The sequence below is a fragment of the Vibrio ruber DSM 16370 genome (genome assembly GCF_900163965.1).
GTDB lineage: Bacteria > Pseudomonadota > Gammaproteobacteria > Enterobacterales > Vibrionaceae > Vibrio > Vibrio ruber.
The window spans coordinates 18,143-36,234 of sequence record NZ_FULE01000011.1; the positions used below are offsets into that span (position 1 = coordinate 18,143).

An 18,092-nucleotide genomic window follows, 5' to 3' on the forward strand; every position below is an offset into this window, starting at 1 on the left:
CCGACATGGTCGGGCTCTCTTGAGTCATACACAAGCTCAGAATATCACTTAGCTCATATCATCACTGACTGCGATAGCTGCCCCCTTGATAGCGGTGAGTATCTGCTCAGCCACTCGCGGATCACGGACAATAGTGTCATGATCCCCGGAGAACACCTGCGACTGAACCTGCCCGTAACGATCCCACTCTCCGGCATCTGCCCCTTGCTGATAGCGGGATCCCTCAAGCGTCTGACTCGACCAAAACACCTGCAACGGTGCGGCAACCGGCTGCAGCACATGCTCACGCATCAACCGATGACTCTGCATCAACAACTGCATCTGCATCAAGCGTAACGTCCTGTCTGCTGCTTCATCATCCAAAAGCGCTGTCTCACCCAACAACTGCGCCAGCGTATCGAACACAAACAAGTCCTGCTCTTGCGGGGACAGACGCCCTTGCGCTGCCTCCGTGCTTGCGGGGACAGACGATTTAATGCCGAGAGATGCACTTACGGGGACAGACGCCTCAAAGCCCTGCGAATCTTGCGGGGACAGACGCGATAATCCCCCACCTGATGATGGTTCCGGATCCGGTTTCGCCGTCTGTCCTGCTAACAGCGTCTGTCCAGTTAACGTTTGCTCCAGCAATGTCAGTTCCGCCAGATGATTGTCCAGCAATAACGTCCGATGGCGATGATTGAGGCAGGCCAAATAACGCGAGACCTGGTTGAGTTCCGGCACTTGCAAACGCGCTTTATCGACATCGGCCCGGGCATCGATAATCGTCACCTGCCCGACCATCTCATTAAGCGTTTCGAGCCGATGTGCAATTGCCATTGCCAGCCATGCACCGAAAGACCAGCCCACCAAGCGATAAGGCCCGTGAGGTTGGACACTGCGAATCAGAGCCACATAGCGTTCAGCCAGTTGCTCAAGATTTAGTGGATCCGACGTGCTGAGGCCGTGTAGTTGCGGTGATTCGATACCATAAGCCGGGAAACGATTACCGAACTGTTGCACCATCGCCTGATAAGCACGAACAATCCCGCCGGCAGGATGGAGCAGAAATACGTTATCCCGCGCCTGACAAGTAAGCAAATTGGTTTCAGCCTGAGCATTCATCGGAACCAGTAGTGCTGCGTCTGCGTGGCATTCGTTGTCCGGCTTGTTAACCACCGCCTGTGTCGGTTCTGCTTCAACATGCAGCGCTAATGCCTGCAACTCAGAGTGACGGAACACGGCCGTGAGTGGCAATGTCAGTGCCCACTGACGCCGAAGCATCGCCACCAACCGGCCGGCCAGTAGCGAGTTGCCGCCCAGCGTAAAGAAGTCATCTTCCCGATAGACTGTTTCAGTACCAAGCAGTAACTGCCAAGCCTGAGCAAGCGCGATCTCAACCGGTGTCTGCGGCGCGGTTTTCTGTGCCGAGATAACGCCTGATAACTGAGGTTCAGGCAAAGCTTTGCGATCTATCTTACCGTTTGCATTGAGCGGCATCTGCGCCAGATAAACGATGTGCTGAGGCACCATATACGCAGGCAGCACACGCTTAAGCGCTGACAAAATAGACTCGCTGCTCATCACATCATCAGCCTGATTAACAGCGGCATTAACGGTGACATAACCGACTAAACACGCTTTCTCAGTATTGGCATAACAGAGGATGACCACGGCTTCGCGAATCCCCTCGATAGCGCCGAGCCGCGCTTCAATCTCACCGGTCTCAATCCGGTAACCGCGCAACTTGATCTGAAAATCCGTCCGGCCGGCATAGAACAGTTCGCCATCAACCGACAAACGCACCCGATCCCCGGTTTTATACATGACCGCGTCAGCACAGCGCGCAAACGGATCCGGTAAGAAGACCCCGGAGGTCAGCTCGGTGCGGTTCAGATACCCCAGCGACACCCCGTCACCACCGATGTATAACTCCCCTTCAGCGCCCAAAGCCACCGGATTGTGCCATGCATCCAGAACATACAATTGTGTATTGGTAATCGGTCGGCCCAGCGGTGGCTGCACCATATTATCCGGTGTAATTTCGGCACAGGATGACCAGACTGTGGTTTCCGTCGGGCCATACATGTTCAGCAGGCGAGCACCACGAGAGATCATCCCTTCAGCTAAGGCGGGAGGCAGTGCTTCCCCACCGACCAAGGCCGTTAAGTGCGACCAGTTTTGCGACGGTTGATCCATTAACATCTGCCATGTCATCGGTGTCGCCTGCATGATGGAAATTCCCTGTTTTTGCAGACATGCAGATAACGCCGCGCCATCCCGCACCATGGCTTCATCAGCAATTACCACCTGCGCCCCGACAAGCAGCGGCACGAACAGTTCCAACACCGCAATATCAAACCCGACGGTGGTGACCGCCAGTAATTTATCGGCTTCCGTGATTTGAGTAACTGACACCATACTGTGCAAGAAATTACTCAGTGCCGTCCGTGGGATCTGGACGCCTTTCGGCCGCCCGGTTGAGCCGGAGGTGAAGATGGTATAGGCCAAACCTTGATCTTGCTGCGTCAAACGTGTCAACGCTTGCTCGCGATCAGCGTCACTGAACGGCGTGGCCGCAATCAGTGATGCAACGCTATGGTTGAGACCAATATCGCCGAGCGTCACTGAACCATCATTCAAGATCAAGTCCGGTGACGTCTCTTCAAGGATCAGTTGCAAGCGTGCTTGAGGCTGAGACGGATCCAGCGGCACATAACTGGCACCGGCCGCATAAACACCCAGCAACGCAACCAACATGTCAGTCTGACGAGCATGACACACCACCACTCGACTGTGGCTATCAACACCCCGGCATCGTAATGCATGGACGAGGTGCAACGTCCGTTCCAGCAGCTCACCATAAGTCAGTTGTCCGTCCGCACCGGACACCGCAACACGCTCTCGTTTACGTGTCCAGTCAGACAAAATTCCCGCGCCAAGATGCCATTGATCCAGCGTAACCGCTTCCCCCCGGAAACCGACATCAGAAGCAATCCACTGGCGACTAATCTCCGCCAACATGTCACTGCCCTGAGCCGTAGTGAAAGCAGAAAGAACTTGTTCCAAGGTCGAAAGCATCGCCTTCGCCGCTTGAAGAGAAACCCGTTTGCCGTCGCACCCCATCCGCATTATCAGCGCGTCATGGGGCATTACCGTCAGTGTCAATGGGTAATTATTCCGCTCATAGGCCTGTAACGGTGTAACTGACAAACCGTGATTCCCCGTCTTGCCAGCCCCCTCTCCGAGCGCTTCATTCTCAAACACCAACAGCGCATCAAAAAGCGACTGTCCCCGCAATGAGCCGTTCTGAGCCAACTCACTCTGTGCGGTAATGTCCACCAGCGGCAGACATTCATGCTCACGTAGCTCAACGCCCTGACGGTGTGCCAGTTCCAGCAGTTGCGCCAGCGTCTGATCGGCCTGTAACGTCATTCGCACTGCGATAGTATTAATGAAAATACCAATAATTCGCTGCGCTTGCGGCAACTCAGCAGGACGCCCGGACGTAGTCATGCCGAACACAATATCGTGCTGTCCGCTGTGATGAGAGAGCGTCAGAGCCCACGCGGCCTGAAGCACTGAGTTCAGAGTTACCCCATGTGTCCGACACAGCGATTTCACCGCTGAGGTAAGCGTTTCACTCAGACGATGATCAAACAGCTCAAATGCGTCATCGGGCGTTCCGGCAGGTAACGCTACCGGTGTTTCAAATCCGCGCAGATAGTTTTTCCAGAACGTTTTGGATGCATCAAGGTCTTGCTGTGTCAGCCAATCGAGATAGAGCGAAAAATCCGGCCGCGGAGTCAGTTGAATCGAGGTATCTCCCATCGCCTGACGATAACGGCACATCACATCCTGAATCACCAAGGCCGAACACCACGCATCCACAATCAAATGATGACGACTCCAGATCAACCAGTGCTGTTGCTCCGCAATCCGAATCAGAGTCAGACGCATCAGGGGCGGCGTATTGAGATCAAACCCTTTCTCCCGGTCAGCCCGACACAACGCCTCAAAACGTTGTTGCTGTTGTGTGGTTGCATCACCGGACCAATCCAGGATCTCTACCGGTAAGTGCACCTGCGCTGCAAAGTATTGACGCGGCTCGCCCTGCTGATTTTCCTGAAAATGCGCCCGCAATGCCTGCTCACGATTGACCGTTTGCTGCCACGCCAGCACAAACGCTTCAGCATCCAACGTCCCTTCAATCGCGACCGCTGTCTGATTAAAGTACAGCGACTCATCCGGTGTTGCCCCTTGCAGTGCAGAACTATGCAAATACATCCCCTGCTGCACCGGTGTCAACGCATATCCTGCCGCCGGCTGAGCCGTCTGTCCCCGTAACGTTTGTTGCTGTGTCTGTCCCGCTAAAAGCGCCTGTCCCCGCAACGTTTGTTGCTGCGACTGTTCCGCTAAAGGCGCCTGTCCCCGTAACGCTTGCTGCTGCGACTGTCCCGCTAAAGGCGTCTGTCCTGCGAAGGACGCAATACCTTCAAGCCGCTGTGCAAATGCATCAGCAACGGGGTCGAGCTGCGACTTCAGCGCTGGCGGATACTGCCATACCACCGTCAAAACACCATCGCGGATCTGCGCGGTCACTTCAATCAACTGGCGGCGAAGACTGTCGGGATGACGCGCTTGTCCGGCACCGTCAATCAACTGCCAGTCCATATCGAGCGTGCCGGTCTGACCCAGATAATTGAACAGGATCTGCGGAGCCGGAAATGCCAGCCGCTGATGCAGATAACGTAACACGCCATAACCAATACCAAGATCAGGCACTGCTGCCAGTTGGCGGGCGACACTGTCCAGATCTTCAGATGCCGTGTCAAAACGAACCGGAAAACGGCTGGTCAGCCACCCGACTGTCTCACTCAAATCTTGATCAGCCAGCCAAGGACAACGCCCGTGGCTCTCCATATCAATCAATAACTGATCACGCGGAAACTGCGACTGAACCGCCTGAGTCAGCGCGCCAAGCATGGCAACTTCACAAGCCGAGCGCTGATGTAAGTTCCCTAAACCCAGCAACCGGGCGGTCAGTTGGGAGGAGAATGTCTGGTGTTGAGTATCCACGGCGCCGACCGTTCCGGGCTGGGCACCGGCAATCAGGATCCCGCTATCAAACCGATTGACCATCGGCTGCCAGTATTGCCCGGCAGCGGTGAGTTTTTCATCCGGCAAATGCTGTAACTGCTGCTGCCACTGCGCTGCGGTGGTCTCTTCCTTATCGGGTGTGACCTCTCCGCCATGCAACAGTGTCTGATAGGTCTGATGCAGTTCCCGGCCAATCACTCGCCAGGACACCCCATCCACCACCAGATGGTGCGCAACCAGCAACAGTTGACTGCTACCGTCAGCCAAATTGAAAGCAACCACTTTGAATAATGGCCCTTCAGTCAGATTCAGACTCTGCTGAGTTGCGGCCACTAAAGCCGTTAATCCGGCCGGATCCTGTCCGTCAAATCCGGCATAAACGGCCGCAGTTTCATGAGACAACCAATAACCGGCCTGTTGCGGTGTATCCAGATGTTCAAAACGCGCCGTCAGTAACGGATGCTTATGCAAGACGACATCAACCGCCTGACTCATCACACGATGGACAATCCGCGTCGGAACCCGAAGCATCACAGCCTGATTCCAGTAATGCGGGTAAGGCTGTGGCTGTTCAAGGAACCACTGCTGAATCGGTAACAGCGGCAGAAGGGGTTGCTGATCAGGTAACGCGCTTGTCTTTGGTGTGTCAGCCGCTACAGTTTCAGGCTCAGCCGCAGGTTGCGCTGTTTCACCGAGTGTCACTGCCAGTTCAGCAATGGTCGGTGTCGCGTAAAGCATTTTCGGCGTAATCACCAGCCCGTGCTGACGCGCCCGGGCCACCAGTTGCAAGGCAATAATTGAATCTCCGCCGAGGGTGAAGAAATTATCGCTGACAGACACCGGTTGCCGGAGTAATGCAGACCAGAGAGACAGCAATGTCTCCGTAATCGATGGCGTCTCACTCTCCGGAGATGATGCTGCAACAGATGCTTCAGTTACGGATGCTGCAGTTACGCCTCCCTCAGCAACGGACGCCTTCTCACCAAACGGAACATCAACTGTGCGCTTGCTCTCGGTCGGTGCAGTCTCCGGTGTCGCACAATCAGACTCACCGGCTTGCTCAGCCAGAAGGGTCGTTAAGGCTGCAACCGTCGGGGCGGCATAAATCTGTTTCGGTGTCAGTTTGAAACCGTGCTGACGCGCTTTGGCAATAAATTGCAGGCAGATAATTGAATCCGCGCCCAGCGCAAACAGGTTATCTTCCGCTTGTGGCCGGATCTTAAGCAGGCTCTCCCACAGATCGCTGAGCACCACATCGGGTGCAGCTTTAGCCGACAACTTCGGTTCGCTGTCAGGTTGCGGAGCCACACAACGTAGCTCAGAATCCTGTGCTGTCTCCGCTTCATCTGAAGATGTCACGTCAGGTGCCACCATACTTGATGCCAGTGCCTGTCGATCCAGTTTGCCGTTTTTCTGTAACGGGAACTGAGTCAACACTTGCCACAATCGCGGTACCATATAATCCGGCAGTAATCCTTCCAGCGCAATTTCGAGCTGTTTTAACCGGCGCGGCTGAGATTCGTCCTGACTGGCTAATATCACAGCCGCAGCCAGACGTTGACCACTCGGCCCGTCAACCGCCAGCACCACAGCATCTTCAACATCAGGCATCGCTTGTAACGTGGCACGCACTTCACCCAGCTCAACCCGGAAGCCGCGAATTTTCACCTGATCATCCTGACGCCCTAGGTAGTGCAGTTCGCCCTGTGCCCCTCGCACCACGCGGTCACCGGTTTTATACAGCGGCAATGCCATAGATGGCTCACTCAAACCCAGCACATCGGTACGGCTGAACTGTCTGGTGGTGTTATCCGGCCGGTTCAAATAGCCAGATGCGACCCCAGCACCCGCAATCCATAGCTCACCAGCCACCCCGTTAGCCACGGGTAATCCTGCTTCATCAACCACATAAGCCACACTGTTTCTCAAAGGGGTTCCAATAGAGCCGAGGTCAGCCTGCGAGCGGAGCTCAGTCGCGCAACAACCGATGGTGGTTTCTGTCGGGCCATAGTGATTGACGATAGTCATCGTCGGTGCAAGCGCACGTAATTGTGTCCACAGTGTCACATCCAGAGATTCTCCGCCGACAATCAGACACTGCTGCGGCAATAACCGTTGCGGCTTCGCAACCGCCAGAAGCGCTTTCAGATGTGACGGTGCAATCTTCAGCACATCCACCGGGTGTTGTGCCAGCCGCCCGGCCAAGGCTTCAGGATCAAAATAATCATTCGGAGGCAACAAACGCAACGTCCGGCCACTGCATAGCGAGGCCAGTACACACGTGAAGCCCAGATCCGCTGCCACGGTCGCAAACGTCGTCATCGTCGCATCCGCTGTCAGTGATACGCGCTCAAACAAAGCATCGACATAACTGAGCAGATTGCCGTGGCTCACTTGTACCCCTTTCGGTTTACCCGTTGAGCCCGAGGTATAAACCAAATACGCGGTCTCCTGCGCGGTTAACTGCGGCAATGGTGGCAACGACATTGGTGATGGTGTCACATCATCGCCTAAATTCAGTGCCGTGATATCGATCCACGCACATGAATGATGCGACAGCACTTGACCAGCGTCGTTATCGTTATGGGTATCGTTATGGGGACAGACGCCCCAATCACCGGAGGAATCGTTGCGAGGACAGACACCCCACCGGCCGTCTCCCCGGTCACTGACCCAGCTAGGCATTTCACCGCCAATAATATAAGCAGGCCGCGCATCGTCGATGATGTGCTGAATCCGGGAAAATGGCAGTTCCGGGTCAATACACACCCACGCAGCCCCCTGATACCAGACCGCCAGCATCGCGACAATTTGTTCCATCTGTCTTGGCATACAGATAGCAATGACCGGCGCATCACCATTCACCTCGGGCCGATTTACCCGAGGTAATTGCTGCGCCAGTTGTCCGGCCTGAGAGAGCAACGTCTGATACGACCATTGCGTCAGTGATGTGTGGTCGGAATAAAACGTCAGCGCAGTCGCCTCCCTTGCCTGCTTTTGTATCCGTGCCAGTGCATGTTCAGATTGTACCAGACTGACGGATTGTACCGGACTGGCATGAGCCAGCGCCTCTTGCGTCATCTGTGCCGTAAATGAAGATTGCGCCTCAGACCAGCGACGTATCAAGGTTATCAGCGGTTGCTGCTGTGATTGCGGATCAGCAGTCACGCGCTCAATCCAACGGATCAACTGACTGACCAGCCCGGGCATCAATGCCGCATCCACCTGCTGTGGGTTCATCAGCAGATCAAATTGCAGATTCTTTCTCGGCACCACTCGTAATGTCAGCGGAAAATTATTCTCCACATGGTGCGCATCCAGAGTGAGAGAGAGCCCGTCAATCGGTGTCGAATCGGACACCGGCAGATTTTCAAACACCAACAGGCTGTCAAACAGAGGGCCGTTGCCGGATAGCGCTGCGTAACGCTGGATATTCGCCAACGGTGTCTGTTCATAATCTCGCATGTGTAAATTTTGCGCCTGCAAGGCGGTCAGCCAGTCACCCAATGTTGCATCGGCTTCAATCCGTAAGCGCAGCGGCAAGGTATTGATAAAGACGCCCATAATCCCGTCGGCATTGGCGAGATCCGCCGGACGCCCGGATGTTGTCACCCCATACACCACATCATCGGTTGCCAGATAACGAGATAAGACCAGCCCCCACAATCCCTGAATCACAGTATTCAGCGTGACCCCTTGGGTTCGCGCCCAGTTGCTCAGTGAAGCACTGAGTGACTCACCCAGCGACTGCGAATGGAACGTTGCTGTTGAACGCACTGACACATCTGCCACGGGAGCGGGAAGTGATTTGCCTTGCTCAAATCCTGCCAGAGCACTGTGCCAATATGCTTTCGCATCGGTGGCACGTTCAGATTCACCCAGCCATGCAATAAAGTCGCGATAAGCCGATCCGGCGATATTAGGTAAAGGTTCGCTTTTCACCAACGTCCGGTAATCCGCCATCACTTCCCCCACCAGCCGTTGCAGACACCAGCCATCCATAATCAAATGGTGAATCGTCCAGATCAGCCGATAATCGGCTTGTCCGTCTGCGGTATCGGGCCAGCGCACCAACGCCAGTCGCATCAGCGGCGCTTGTTCGAGATCCAACTGTTCCCGCGCTTGCTGTTGCAACCGGTGTAACTGTTGCTGACGCTCAGACTCGGTCAGTGATGATGCATCATATTCGTCAAACACCAACGGCATTTGCGGTGTCTGTCCCTGTAACGACTGTCCTTGTAACCTCTGTAAAGACTGACCTTTAGGCGTCTGTCCCCGTAACGGCCGTAGCACCAATTGATGCGGCTCATCAACTCCGTCACAAATAAAGCAAGTCCGCAAAGCGGTATGGCGGTTGACTGCATTTTGCCATGCCTGCTGAAAATGCATTTTGTGCAGTGCCCCCCGGCATGTCACTACGCTCTGGCTGATATAGGCATCCGGATAATCAAGACAGTGGAAGTACATCCCCTGCTGCGCCGGAGACAGAGTATACAAATCGTCAACCGCCATTCCCTGACGTTCAGCCTGACGGACAATCACCTGCACCTGTGCATCATTGACCTTCGCCAATGGGTAATCTGCAGCAATAGCCCCAGTCGCCGTCTCATTGCTATCCGCCAGAGATTGAAGGCTGTCAGCCAGCAGCGTTGCGAGCCGCTGTGCTTCAGTCTGAGATAACCATTGTGCGGCATACTGAATATTGACCACCAACTGTCCCTGCTGGACAAACGCATTGATTTCGATCGGCCAATAACGGGGATTTTGTTCATCCCGGAATGCCGATAACGATTCAGGCGCTTTGCGGAACAAAGCCTCCCCATCACGCTCTGTGGATATCAGATCCAGTTGCCCCAGATAATTGAATACCAACGTCGGTTGCCCCTGTGCCGCAGACAACTCGGTCAGTTGTGACTGAATCGATAGAAATGGCACTGCCTGTTGACGTTCCGGGTTATGGCTCAATGCCGCGCGATTCGAGAGCAACGCCTGATGCCACGATTGATCCGGTGTCACCGCAGCACTGATCAGCGCCGGATAAATCCGGGTAAACCATCCCAGAGTCTGACTGACATCGAGATCCAATTGATCCCGGCCATGACCTTCCAACTGGATCAGATGGTTCGGCTGTCCGCTCCATTGCCACAAAGCGTGCGCCAAGGCCGTCAGACAAACCTCTTCGCCATTGGCTTTCACCGCCGGAGCAATGCGCTCAAACAGCGCTTGCGTGGTGTGTTGCGACAGTTCAAACCGTTCCAGCGCTGCGATCCCAATGGGTTGCTGCGGAAACAGCGGCTGCGTCGCCAGCGGATAATTGACCTGTAAGGCCTGCTGAACCTCGGGCTGTGCCGTCCACGCTTGCCATGCGTTCAGTCCGGTGTTTTGTTCATCCGCCAGTTCAACCGTCTGTCCCTGTAAGTCCGTAGCTTGCTCCGGTGTCTGTCCCTGTAAGCCGGTAGCCGTGGCAGGAGAGCCGAAGCACGCGGCAAACTGCGCCACCCAGCCTTTATATGGCAAGGTCTGAGCTTGGAAAACTCCGCCTTGCTGAAGCACCTGTTGCGCCGTCTGTCCCGGTAAAGACAGCCCCCCTTGCCCGTCGGCATCAGCGGCAAGTTGTGAATATCCTTGGCTTAACGTCTCAAATAAAATCCGCCACGAAACGGCATCAATCACCAGATGGTGTGCCACCAGTAACAGTCGGTACGAACAAGCCGCTGTTGCATCATCGACAATACGCACCAATACCGCCCGGAACAGCCGTCCTTCTTCGATCGACAGCGCCGACTGCGTTTGCTGACACAGTTGGTCGATGCGGACTTGGAGTGATTCTTCCGCTGAGCTCTGCCATTCAAGGTATTGAAACGCCAGTTGTTCGGCGGTGATCTGATTTGGATAAGGAATCGACTGAATCCATTGACCATCCGAATTCCGGGTAAAGCGAGCAGCAAGCAGCGGATGCGCCTGTAACAGACCCGCCAGTGTCTGTTCTACCAATACAGGTTGAATATCGGCTGTGCTTGCGAGTAAAACAGCCTGATTGAACTGGTTCGGATTGGGCAGGTTCTGCGTGAGGAACCAGTGCTGAATCGCACTCGGTTGTGTGTCCCCATAATACGTATCAGCAGCAAAATCAGTCTGTTCACTGACACGGGCAACAGCGGCCAGCGCTTTGACCGTGGCATATTGAAACACTTGCTTCGGTTCAATCGCTAATCCGTGCGCCCGGGCTTTGGCGACAACCTGAAGACTCATGATCGAATCACCGCCCAGCGCAAAGAAATTATCTTCGATGCTGACCGTGTCAAGCCGCAGTACCTCAGCAAACACTTGTGCCAGTTGTACTTCACGCGGAGACTGTGGTGCAACATACTCACCGGCATTCTGACGTGCCAGATCAATCTCAGGCAGGGCTTTACGATCCGCTTTGCCGTTAGCATTGACCGGCATCGCGTCCAGACGGACAAACACCGCCGGAATCATATAAGCCGGTAAATGAGGGGCAAGTAGCGTCTGCCACCGCGCCCAGTCAGGCTCATCGCCGTCAATCACCACATAAGCGGCTAACGTCTGCTGATCCGGAGCGGTCACCAGCACCTCTTTGACGAAGTCCAGCGCGAGAATCGCGGCTTCAATTTCCCCTAACTCAATCCGTAAACCACGGACTTTAACCTGAAAATCCGTCCGTCCCAGATATTCAATGCTGCCGTCTTCGCGGTAACGCGCCAGATCACCGGTGCGATACAAGCGCGTATACCAGCGTGTGTCCCTGTAAACATCCTCATCAAAACGGCCACCAGTCTTCAGGCGTCTGTCCTTGTAATCTTCATAAAACGGATTGGCAATAAATGCCTGTTCTGTCAGGTCATCCCGGCCAAAATAACCGCGCGCCAGACCGGGACCACTCAGGTAAAGCTCACCGGCGACGCCGACCGGCACCGGGTTCAGATCAGCATTGAGAATCCAGGTTTGCATATTGGCAATCGGGTAACCGATCGGCACGATTGCCGGACACGGGGTGCTGCAATCCCAGTAGGTCACATCAATTGAAGCTTCCGTCGGACCGTACAGGTTATGTAACTGACAAGAAAACTGAGAAAAGAACCGCTCTTTCAAAGCAAAGGAGAGCGCTTCGCCACTGGTAAACACCCGTCGCAGCGAGGTACAAGCCGCCACGTGCTGATGATCTAAAAAGGCTTGCAGCATGGTCGGGACAAAATGCAGCGTGGTCACCGTATGCTGACGGATCAAATCGACCAATTTCTGACTGTCTTTATGTGCCTCCGGTGGTGCTACGACGAGTGTCGCGCCCACCATCAACGGCCAGAAAAACTCCCAGACCGAGACATCAAAGCTGTACGGTGTTTTTTGCAGTACCACGTCTGTCCCGTCAAGGGGATACTGCTCCTGCATCCACAGAATCCGGTTCATGACGCCGACATGCGGCACAGCAACCCCTTTTGGCTTGCCTGTCGAACCGGAAGTAAAGAGGACATACGCCAGATGTTCCGGTTCAATCCGGTTTGGCACCTGCCAGTCCGTCGCTTCTTGTGCCACCAGTGACCAGTCATCATCCAGCGTATGACAAGGTACTTCTCCGGCAAATTCCGTCGTGAAGTTTTCCAGCTCAGGCACTGTCAGCAACAGAGTGGGCTGTGCTTGTTGGACTATTAATTCCAGCCGTTGCGGCGGATGCTCAGGGTCAACCGGCACATAAGCACACCCGGCCTGCACCGTGGCCAGCAAACTGACCACCATCTGGGCACTTCTTGGCATACAAATAGCTATCCGGCTTTCCGGTGCCACCCCTTGCTTGCGGATCCAATGGGCTAGCTGATTCACCTTATGATTGAGCGTTTGATAATCCCAGCAGACTTGCTGTGACCCTTGCGCCGTGGTTTGGGTAAAGACTAAAGCCCGCTGCTGCGGTGTTTTGCGTGCCTGTCCCGCTAAGGCTTCACCGAGCGTAGCATGTGCCAGTTGTGGCGGCAGAAAAGCCGGTTGTTCGGTTTGGTTCCACTGCCATAGCATCTGCCACTCTGCCTCACTGAGACCGGACATAGTGCGTAATGGCCGGGTCGGTTCATCGGTCAGACATTGCAATAAATCACGCAGCGCGCTCAGATAAAACTGAGCCAGTTGCGCCACATCTTCTGTGCGATAACAGGCCGTCCGATACTGGAATGACAATCCAAGTTGTTGATTATGATGAACGGCAAATAAAGAGAGATCATATTTGGCGGTAAATTCAGGCACCGGCAGCGATTCAATCACCATATCACCCAGCGTCACCTGACCGGATGACGCATCATCCAGATAGTTGAACATGGTCTGTACCAGCGGTTCATGACTGATATCTCGTGTCGAAACCAGTGTATCGACCAGTTTCTCAAACGGCATCGCACTGTGACTCTGCGCGCCTGCCAGCGCCTGATGAACCGTTTGTAACCAACTTTCGGTGGTGGTTTCAGTGCTGAGTTGTGAACGAATCACCAAGGTATTGACGAACAGTCCCAGCATATTTTCGAATTCAGGCAGAGAACGCTCCGCCACAGGACACGCAACCCGGATATCTTGCTGCCCGGTGCGCTGGCTCAACATCCACTGGTAAGCGGCAAGCAACACTGTATAAGGCGTCATCCGGTACGTTTCACAGACGCGTTTCAGTTGCTGATAATCGGCCTCGGTCAGTGAGAAATGGTACCGGGCCCCTTCATCATCTCCGCAGTCTGCTTCGCTGGCCGTCACAAGTTGCGCTTCAACCGGACGACGCATCGGCAACTCAAGGTGATAATCGCCATCTTCCAGTGTGTTGCGCCAGTAAGTCATCAGTTGCTCGTAGATATCGCCGCTGAGTAACTGTTTCTGCCATTGGGCGTAGTCGATATATTGAAACAGCTCGGGTGACGATACGTCTTGCTGCGAACTTAACTGACGGGTCAACTGATTGGCTTTTTCCACCATCATGCTTGTCAGGGTTTGTAACGACCAGTGATCGACCAGAATATGATGAAAAGTCAGCAGCAACCGGGAAGCTCCCGCTGCACATTTCAGATGTGTCAGACGAAACAGCGGTGGCTTTGCCAGATCAAATGGTTCACTCATGACGGCTTTCAGTGCCGAATCATAAGCCTCATCATCGGCTTGCGGCTGTTCGATAGCACCTAAATCAATCTCGCGAATCTGCCATGCATCCATGATCGCTTGTGCTGTGTGTATATGGGCAACCGGATGACCATCGGCCGCCGCTGAAAATGTGGTTCGGAAAATTTCGTGCTCTGCCACTAACTGGCCAAAAATCTGCCGGAACAGCGTCAGATCAACCTGACCTTTTACCGCCAATAGTGCATTGACATTATATTGGCCGCTCGCTTGCTCAAACTGCTGCAAAAACCACATCCGCTCCTGAGCAAAAGAGAGTGGCAACACCGCATCCGCACGGTTGACCCGGGTCAGTGCCGGCCATGTCCGGGACTGTTGCTGCTGTTGCAGATGCGCGATAATTTCCGCTTTTCTCGCCTGTAATGTCTGCTTGATCTCGGCAGTAAATGCCCCTTTCGGGGCATCAATTTTCAATTTGCCATTTTCCAGATGTAAGCGAATATCACGCTGGAATAACTCAGCTAAAAGTACGGCAATACTCATAATTCAAAGCTCTCCCTTTCATCTTCGTGGTCGGTCGTTGGTTCGGCTTGGCAGGTATGACAGTGCATATCCACATAAGCGGCCAGACTTGACAGATCCGGCAGTTCCATCAACTGTGCCAAACGAAGATTCAGGTTAAATTGTTGATTGATTCGGTTCACCAGACGGGTCAGCAATAGCGAATGGCCCCCCAGTGCAAAGAAGTTGTCGTGACGCCCGACAGACTCGATACCCAATAAGCTCTGCCACAGGGCTGCCAGTTGTTGTTCGGTCGGAGTTTGCGGTGCGGAGAATGCCACACGCTGCCAGCTCGGCTCCGGTAGATTTTTACGATCCACTTTGCCGTTATGAGTCAGCGGCAATGAGGTTAAGATCTCAATCTGATCCGGCACCATATAAACGGGCAGGCGCTGCTGCAGGAAGGTCATCAACGGCTCAATCGGCAGTTGTTGCTCACAGACCACATAGCCGACCAATGCATCTTGCTGCCCTCGCGAGCGCACCTGAACCACGGCTTCGCGAATCGCCGGATAGGTTGCCAGCACTGCTTCGATTTCTCCCGGTTCAATCCGCTGCCCGCGAATTTTGACCTGAAAGTCGGCTCTTCCCAGATACTCAATGGCGCCATCAGCACGATAGCGCGCCAGATCACCGGTACGATACAAACGGGCATACTGCGCATCGCTGGTCGGTTGAGTTGTGGCTGAAGGGGTTGCTGTTGCAGCCAATGGATTGGCAATAAACACCGATTCAGTCAATTCAGGCAGCCCCAGATAACCGGCTGCGAGACCGACCCCGGCAAGATATAATTCCCCTTCAACCCCGACCGGTACGGGATTGAGCTGACGGTCGAGAATCCACGTCTGCATATTGGCAATCGGATAACCGATCGGTACTTCGTTGACAATATTTTTCGCCCGGCAATCCCACCATGTGACATCAATCGAGGCTTCAGTCGGGCCGTACAGGTTATACAGCCCTACATGCGGCAATAACTTCAGACAGTGTTGCTGCACGTGATAAGGCAGAGCTTCGCCACTACAAATCAACCGGCGTAACTGAGGATGAGGACAGGCGATTGCTTGTTGAGAAGGCGCTTGCGGTGTCTGTCCCGCGAAGGATGTCTCTCCTTCAGGCGTCTGTCCCGCTAAGGAATGTCCCGCTAAGGAATGTCCCGCTAAGGATTCAAGGAAACCATGCAGCATCGCAGGTACGAAATGCATGGTCGTAATGCCGTAATCCCGTACCAGTTCAGACAGTCTGCCGCTGTCTTTATGCGCATCCGGTTCAGCCATTACCAATCGAGCGCCACTGACCAGCGGCCAGAAGAACTCCCAGACTGAAACATCGAAACCATACGGGGTTTTCTGTAACACCACGTCATCATGCTGCAAGCCAAATGTGTCTTGCATCCACGCAATCCGGTTGACGATCCCGGCATGGGGCACAGCAACGCCTTTGGGTTTACCGGTCGAGCCGGAGGTATAGAGGACATACAGAATATCATCGGCCTGTACGATTTGGCTGTCCGTTGGCTGCCATGGTTGTCCGTGATAGTTGTGACTTTCAGTAAGAACGGTTTCTACCGCCAGCACCGTCTGTCCTGCGAAAGCTCCCAGCGCTCCTTCTGCCGTCTGTCCCGTTAATACCGGCTCTTCAGGCGTCTGTCCTTCGAGCTGGTGCATCACATTCTGCTGTGCCAGAACCACCTTCGGCCGGGCACTGGCAACGATCATCGCCAGACGCTGAGCCGGCATATCCGGATCGAGCGGTACATAAGCACAGCCGAGCTTCACACAGGCCAGCATAGCAATCACCATCTCCGGTGAGCGACGCATACATAAACCGATGCGCTCACCACGCAGACATTGGTGTGACCGGCGCAGGTAATGCGCCAACCGGCTCGCCAGCGCATCGAGCGTCTGATAGCTCAGCGCTAGATCTTGACCCGGTTGCCAGTCACTGCCATTCGCGCCAAGAGCCTCCAGATAAATCGGAGACACAATGTCAGCCGGACACACCAATGCTACGTGCGTCGGTGTCCGTTCAACCTGCCTTGCAAGATAAGCATCCAGCGTGGCTGGCACATCATAGACTTGTCCGGTCTGGTTCCACTGCCACGGGCCGGGTTGCTGACACTCGCTTGCCAACGCACGGATAAATTCATCTCCATGAATATCATGTTCAGCCGTCGCAGTCTGGGTCAGTAACGTGACAAAATCCGCTAACATCGCTGTCGCAACTAACGGCTCAACTTGACCCGAATCGATAGTGAGACGCATATCTAACTGTTGATGCGGCACCAACACTAACGTTAACGGGTAATTATTGCGCTCCAGCGTTTCCCGCACGGTAAACTGCAAGGCATCATCCATCTGGAATTGTTCACCGGGGTAGTTTTCAAACACCAGTAAGTTATCGAACAGCGCGTCTGCCACGCCGGTTGTTTTCTGGATTTCAACCAATGGCACATGCTCATGTTCACGGCTGTCCATCAGCTGGCTTTGTAAATGGTGTGCCAGATCTACTAATGATTGCGGTTCATTGAGCTGCGCAACTAACGGAATGGTGGTGATAAACACGCCCATCATCTGCTGTGCATTTTCCAGCGCATCGGGTCGCCCTGCGCTGGTGATGCCCATGGTGACGGTGTCATGATTGGTGTAACGTTTGAGAATCAGCGCCCAAGCCGCCTGACACAAGGAGTTCAGTGTTAATTGATGCCGGGCCGCCAATGCTTTCAGCCCGGTGACCGATGCCGGAGACAACGCCTGAGTATATTGTTGTCCTATTGCAGCGTTTGTTGGTGCTTGCCCTTGCTCCGGTTTGAATGGCCGGGGAAGCTTTGCACTATCAGCCGCGTTGGTCTCGGTCAACAACTGTTGCCAGTAATCTAAACTGGCCGCGGTATCTTGCTGTTGCAACCAGGCAACAAAATCAGCGAATTCACCGACACTGACCGCATCAGCTACGCCTTGTCCCGCAACCAAACTTTGATAAGAGCGGCGCACTTCGGCTACCATCTGGCCGGTACACCAGCCATCGACAATCAAGTGATGACGGGTCCAGATCAGGCAGTGGTGATCGGCTTTGAGACGCACTAACTGGAAACGCATTAACCCGGGATGATCAAGCGCAAATCCTTGGGTCAATGCAGCCTGAGCCAGTTCATGTACTTGCAGCTCCGGCGTTGTGTCGTCACGAAGTGTCATCACTTGCCAATCCAGTGGCACGGTGCGGGCCACATATTGTAATGGGGAATCCAGCCCTTGCCAGTGAAAACCGCTGCGTAGTACCGGATGGTGATCGAGCAGCGCCTGCCAGGCATTCTGTAACGCCTGTACGTCCAGTTCACCATGAAAGTCGATCAC

At 54.3% G+C, this 18,092-nt stretch carries 2 protein-coding genes (1 of these 2 cut by a window edge); both read right to left on the bottom strand.

All coding sequences use genetic code 11. The annotated features are described in order from the left end of the window. Positions 1-48: 48 nt before the first annotated feature. Positions 49-14,721, bottom strand: a complete 14,673-nt coding sequence (locus tag VR7878_RS03365; protein WP_077333449.1) for a non-ribosomal peptide synthetase — start codon at positions 14,719-14,721, stop codon at positions 49-51. Beyond that, positions 14,718-18,092, bottom strand: partial view of a non-ribosomal peptide synthetase gene (locus VR7878_RS03370; protein WP_077333451.1) — the 3' portion only. It continues 3,960 nt past the right edge of the window; only the last 3,375 of its 7,335 coding nucleotides appear in the window; its start codon lies beyond the right edge, outside the window; it ends in the stop codon at positions 14,718-14,720. Before VR7878_RS03370 ends, VR7878_RS03365 begins: the two co-directional genes overlap by 4 nt.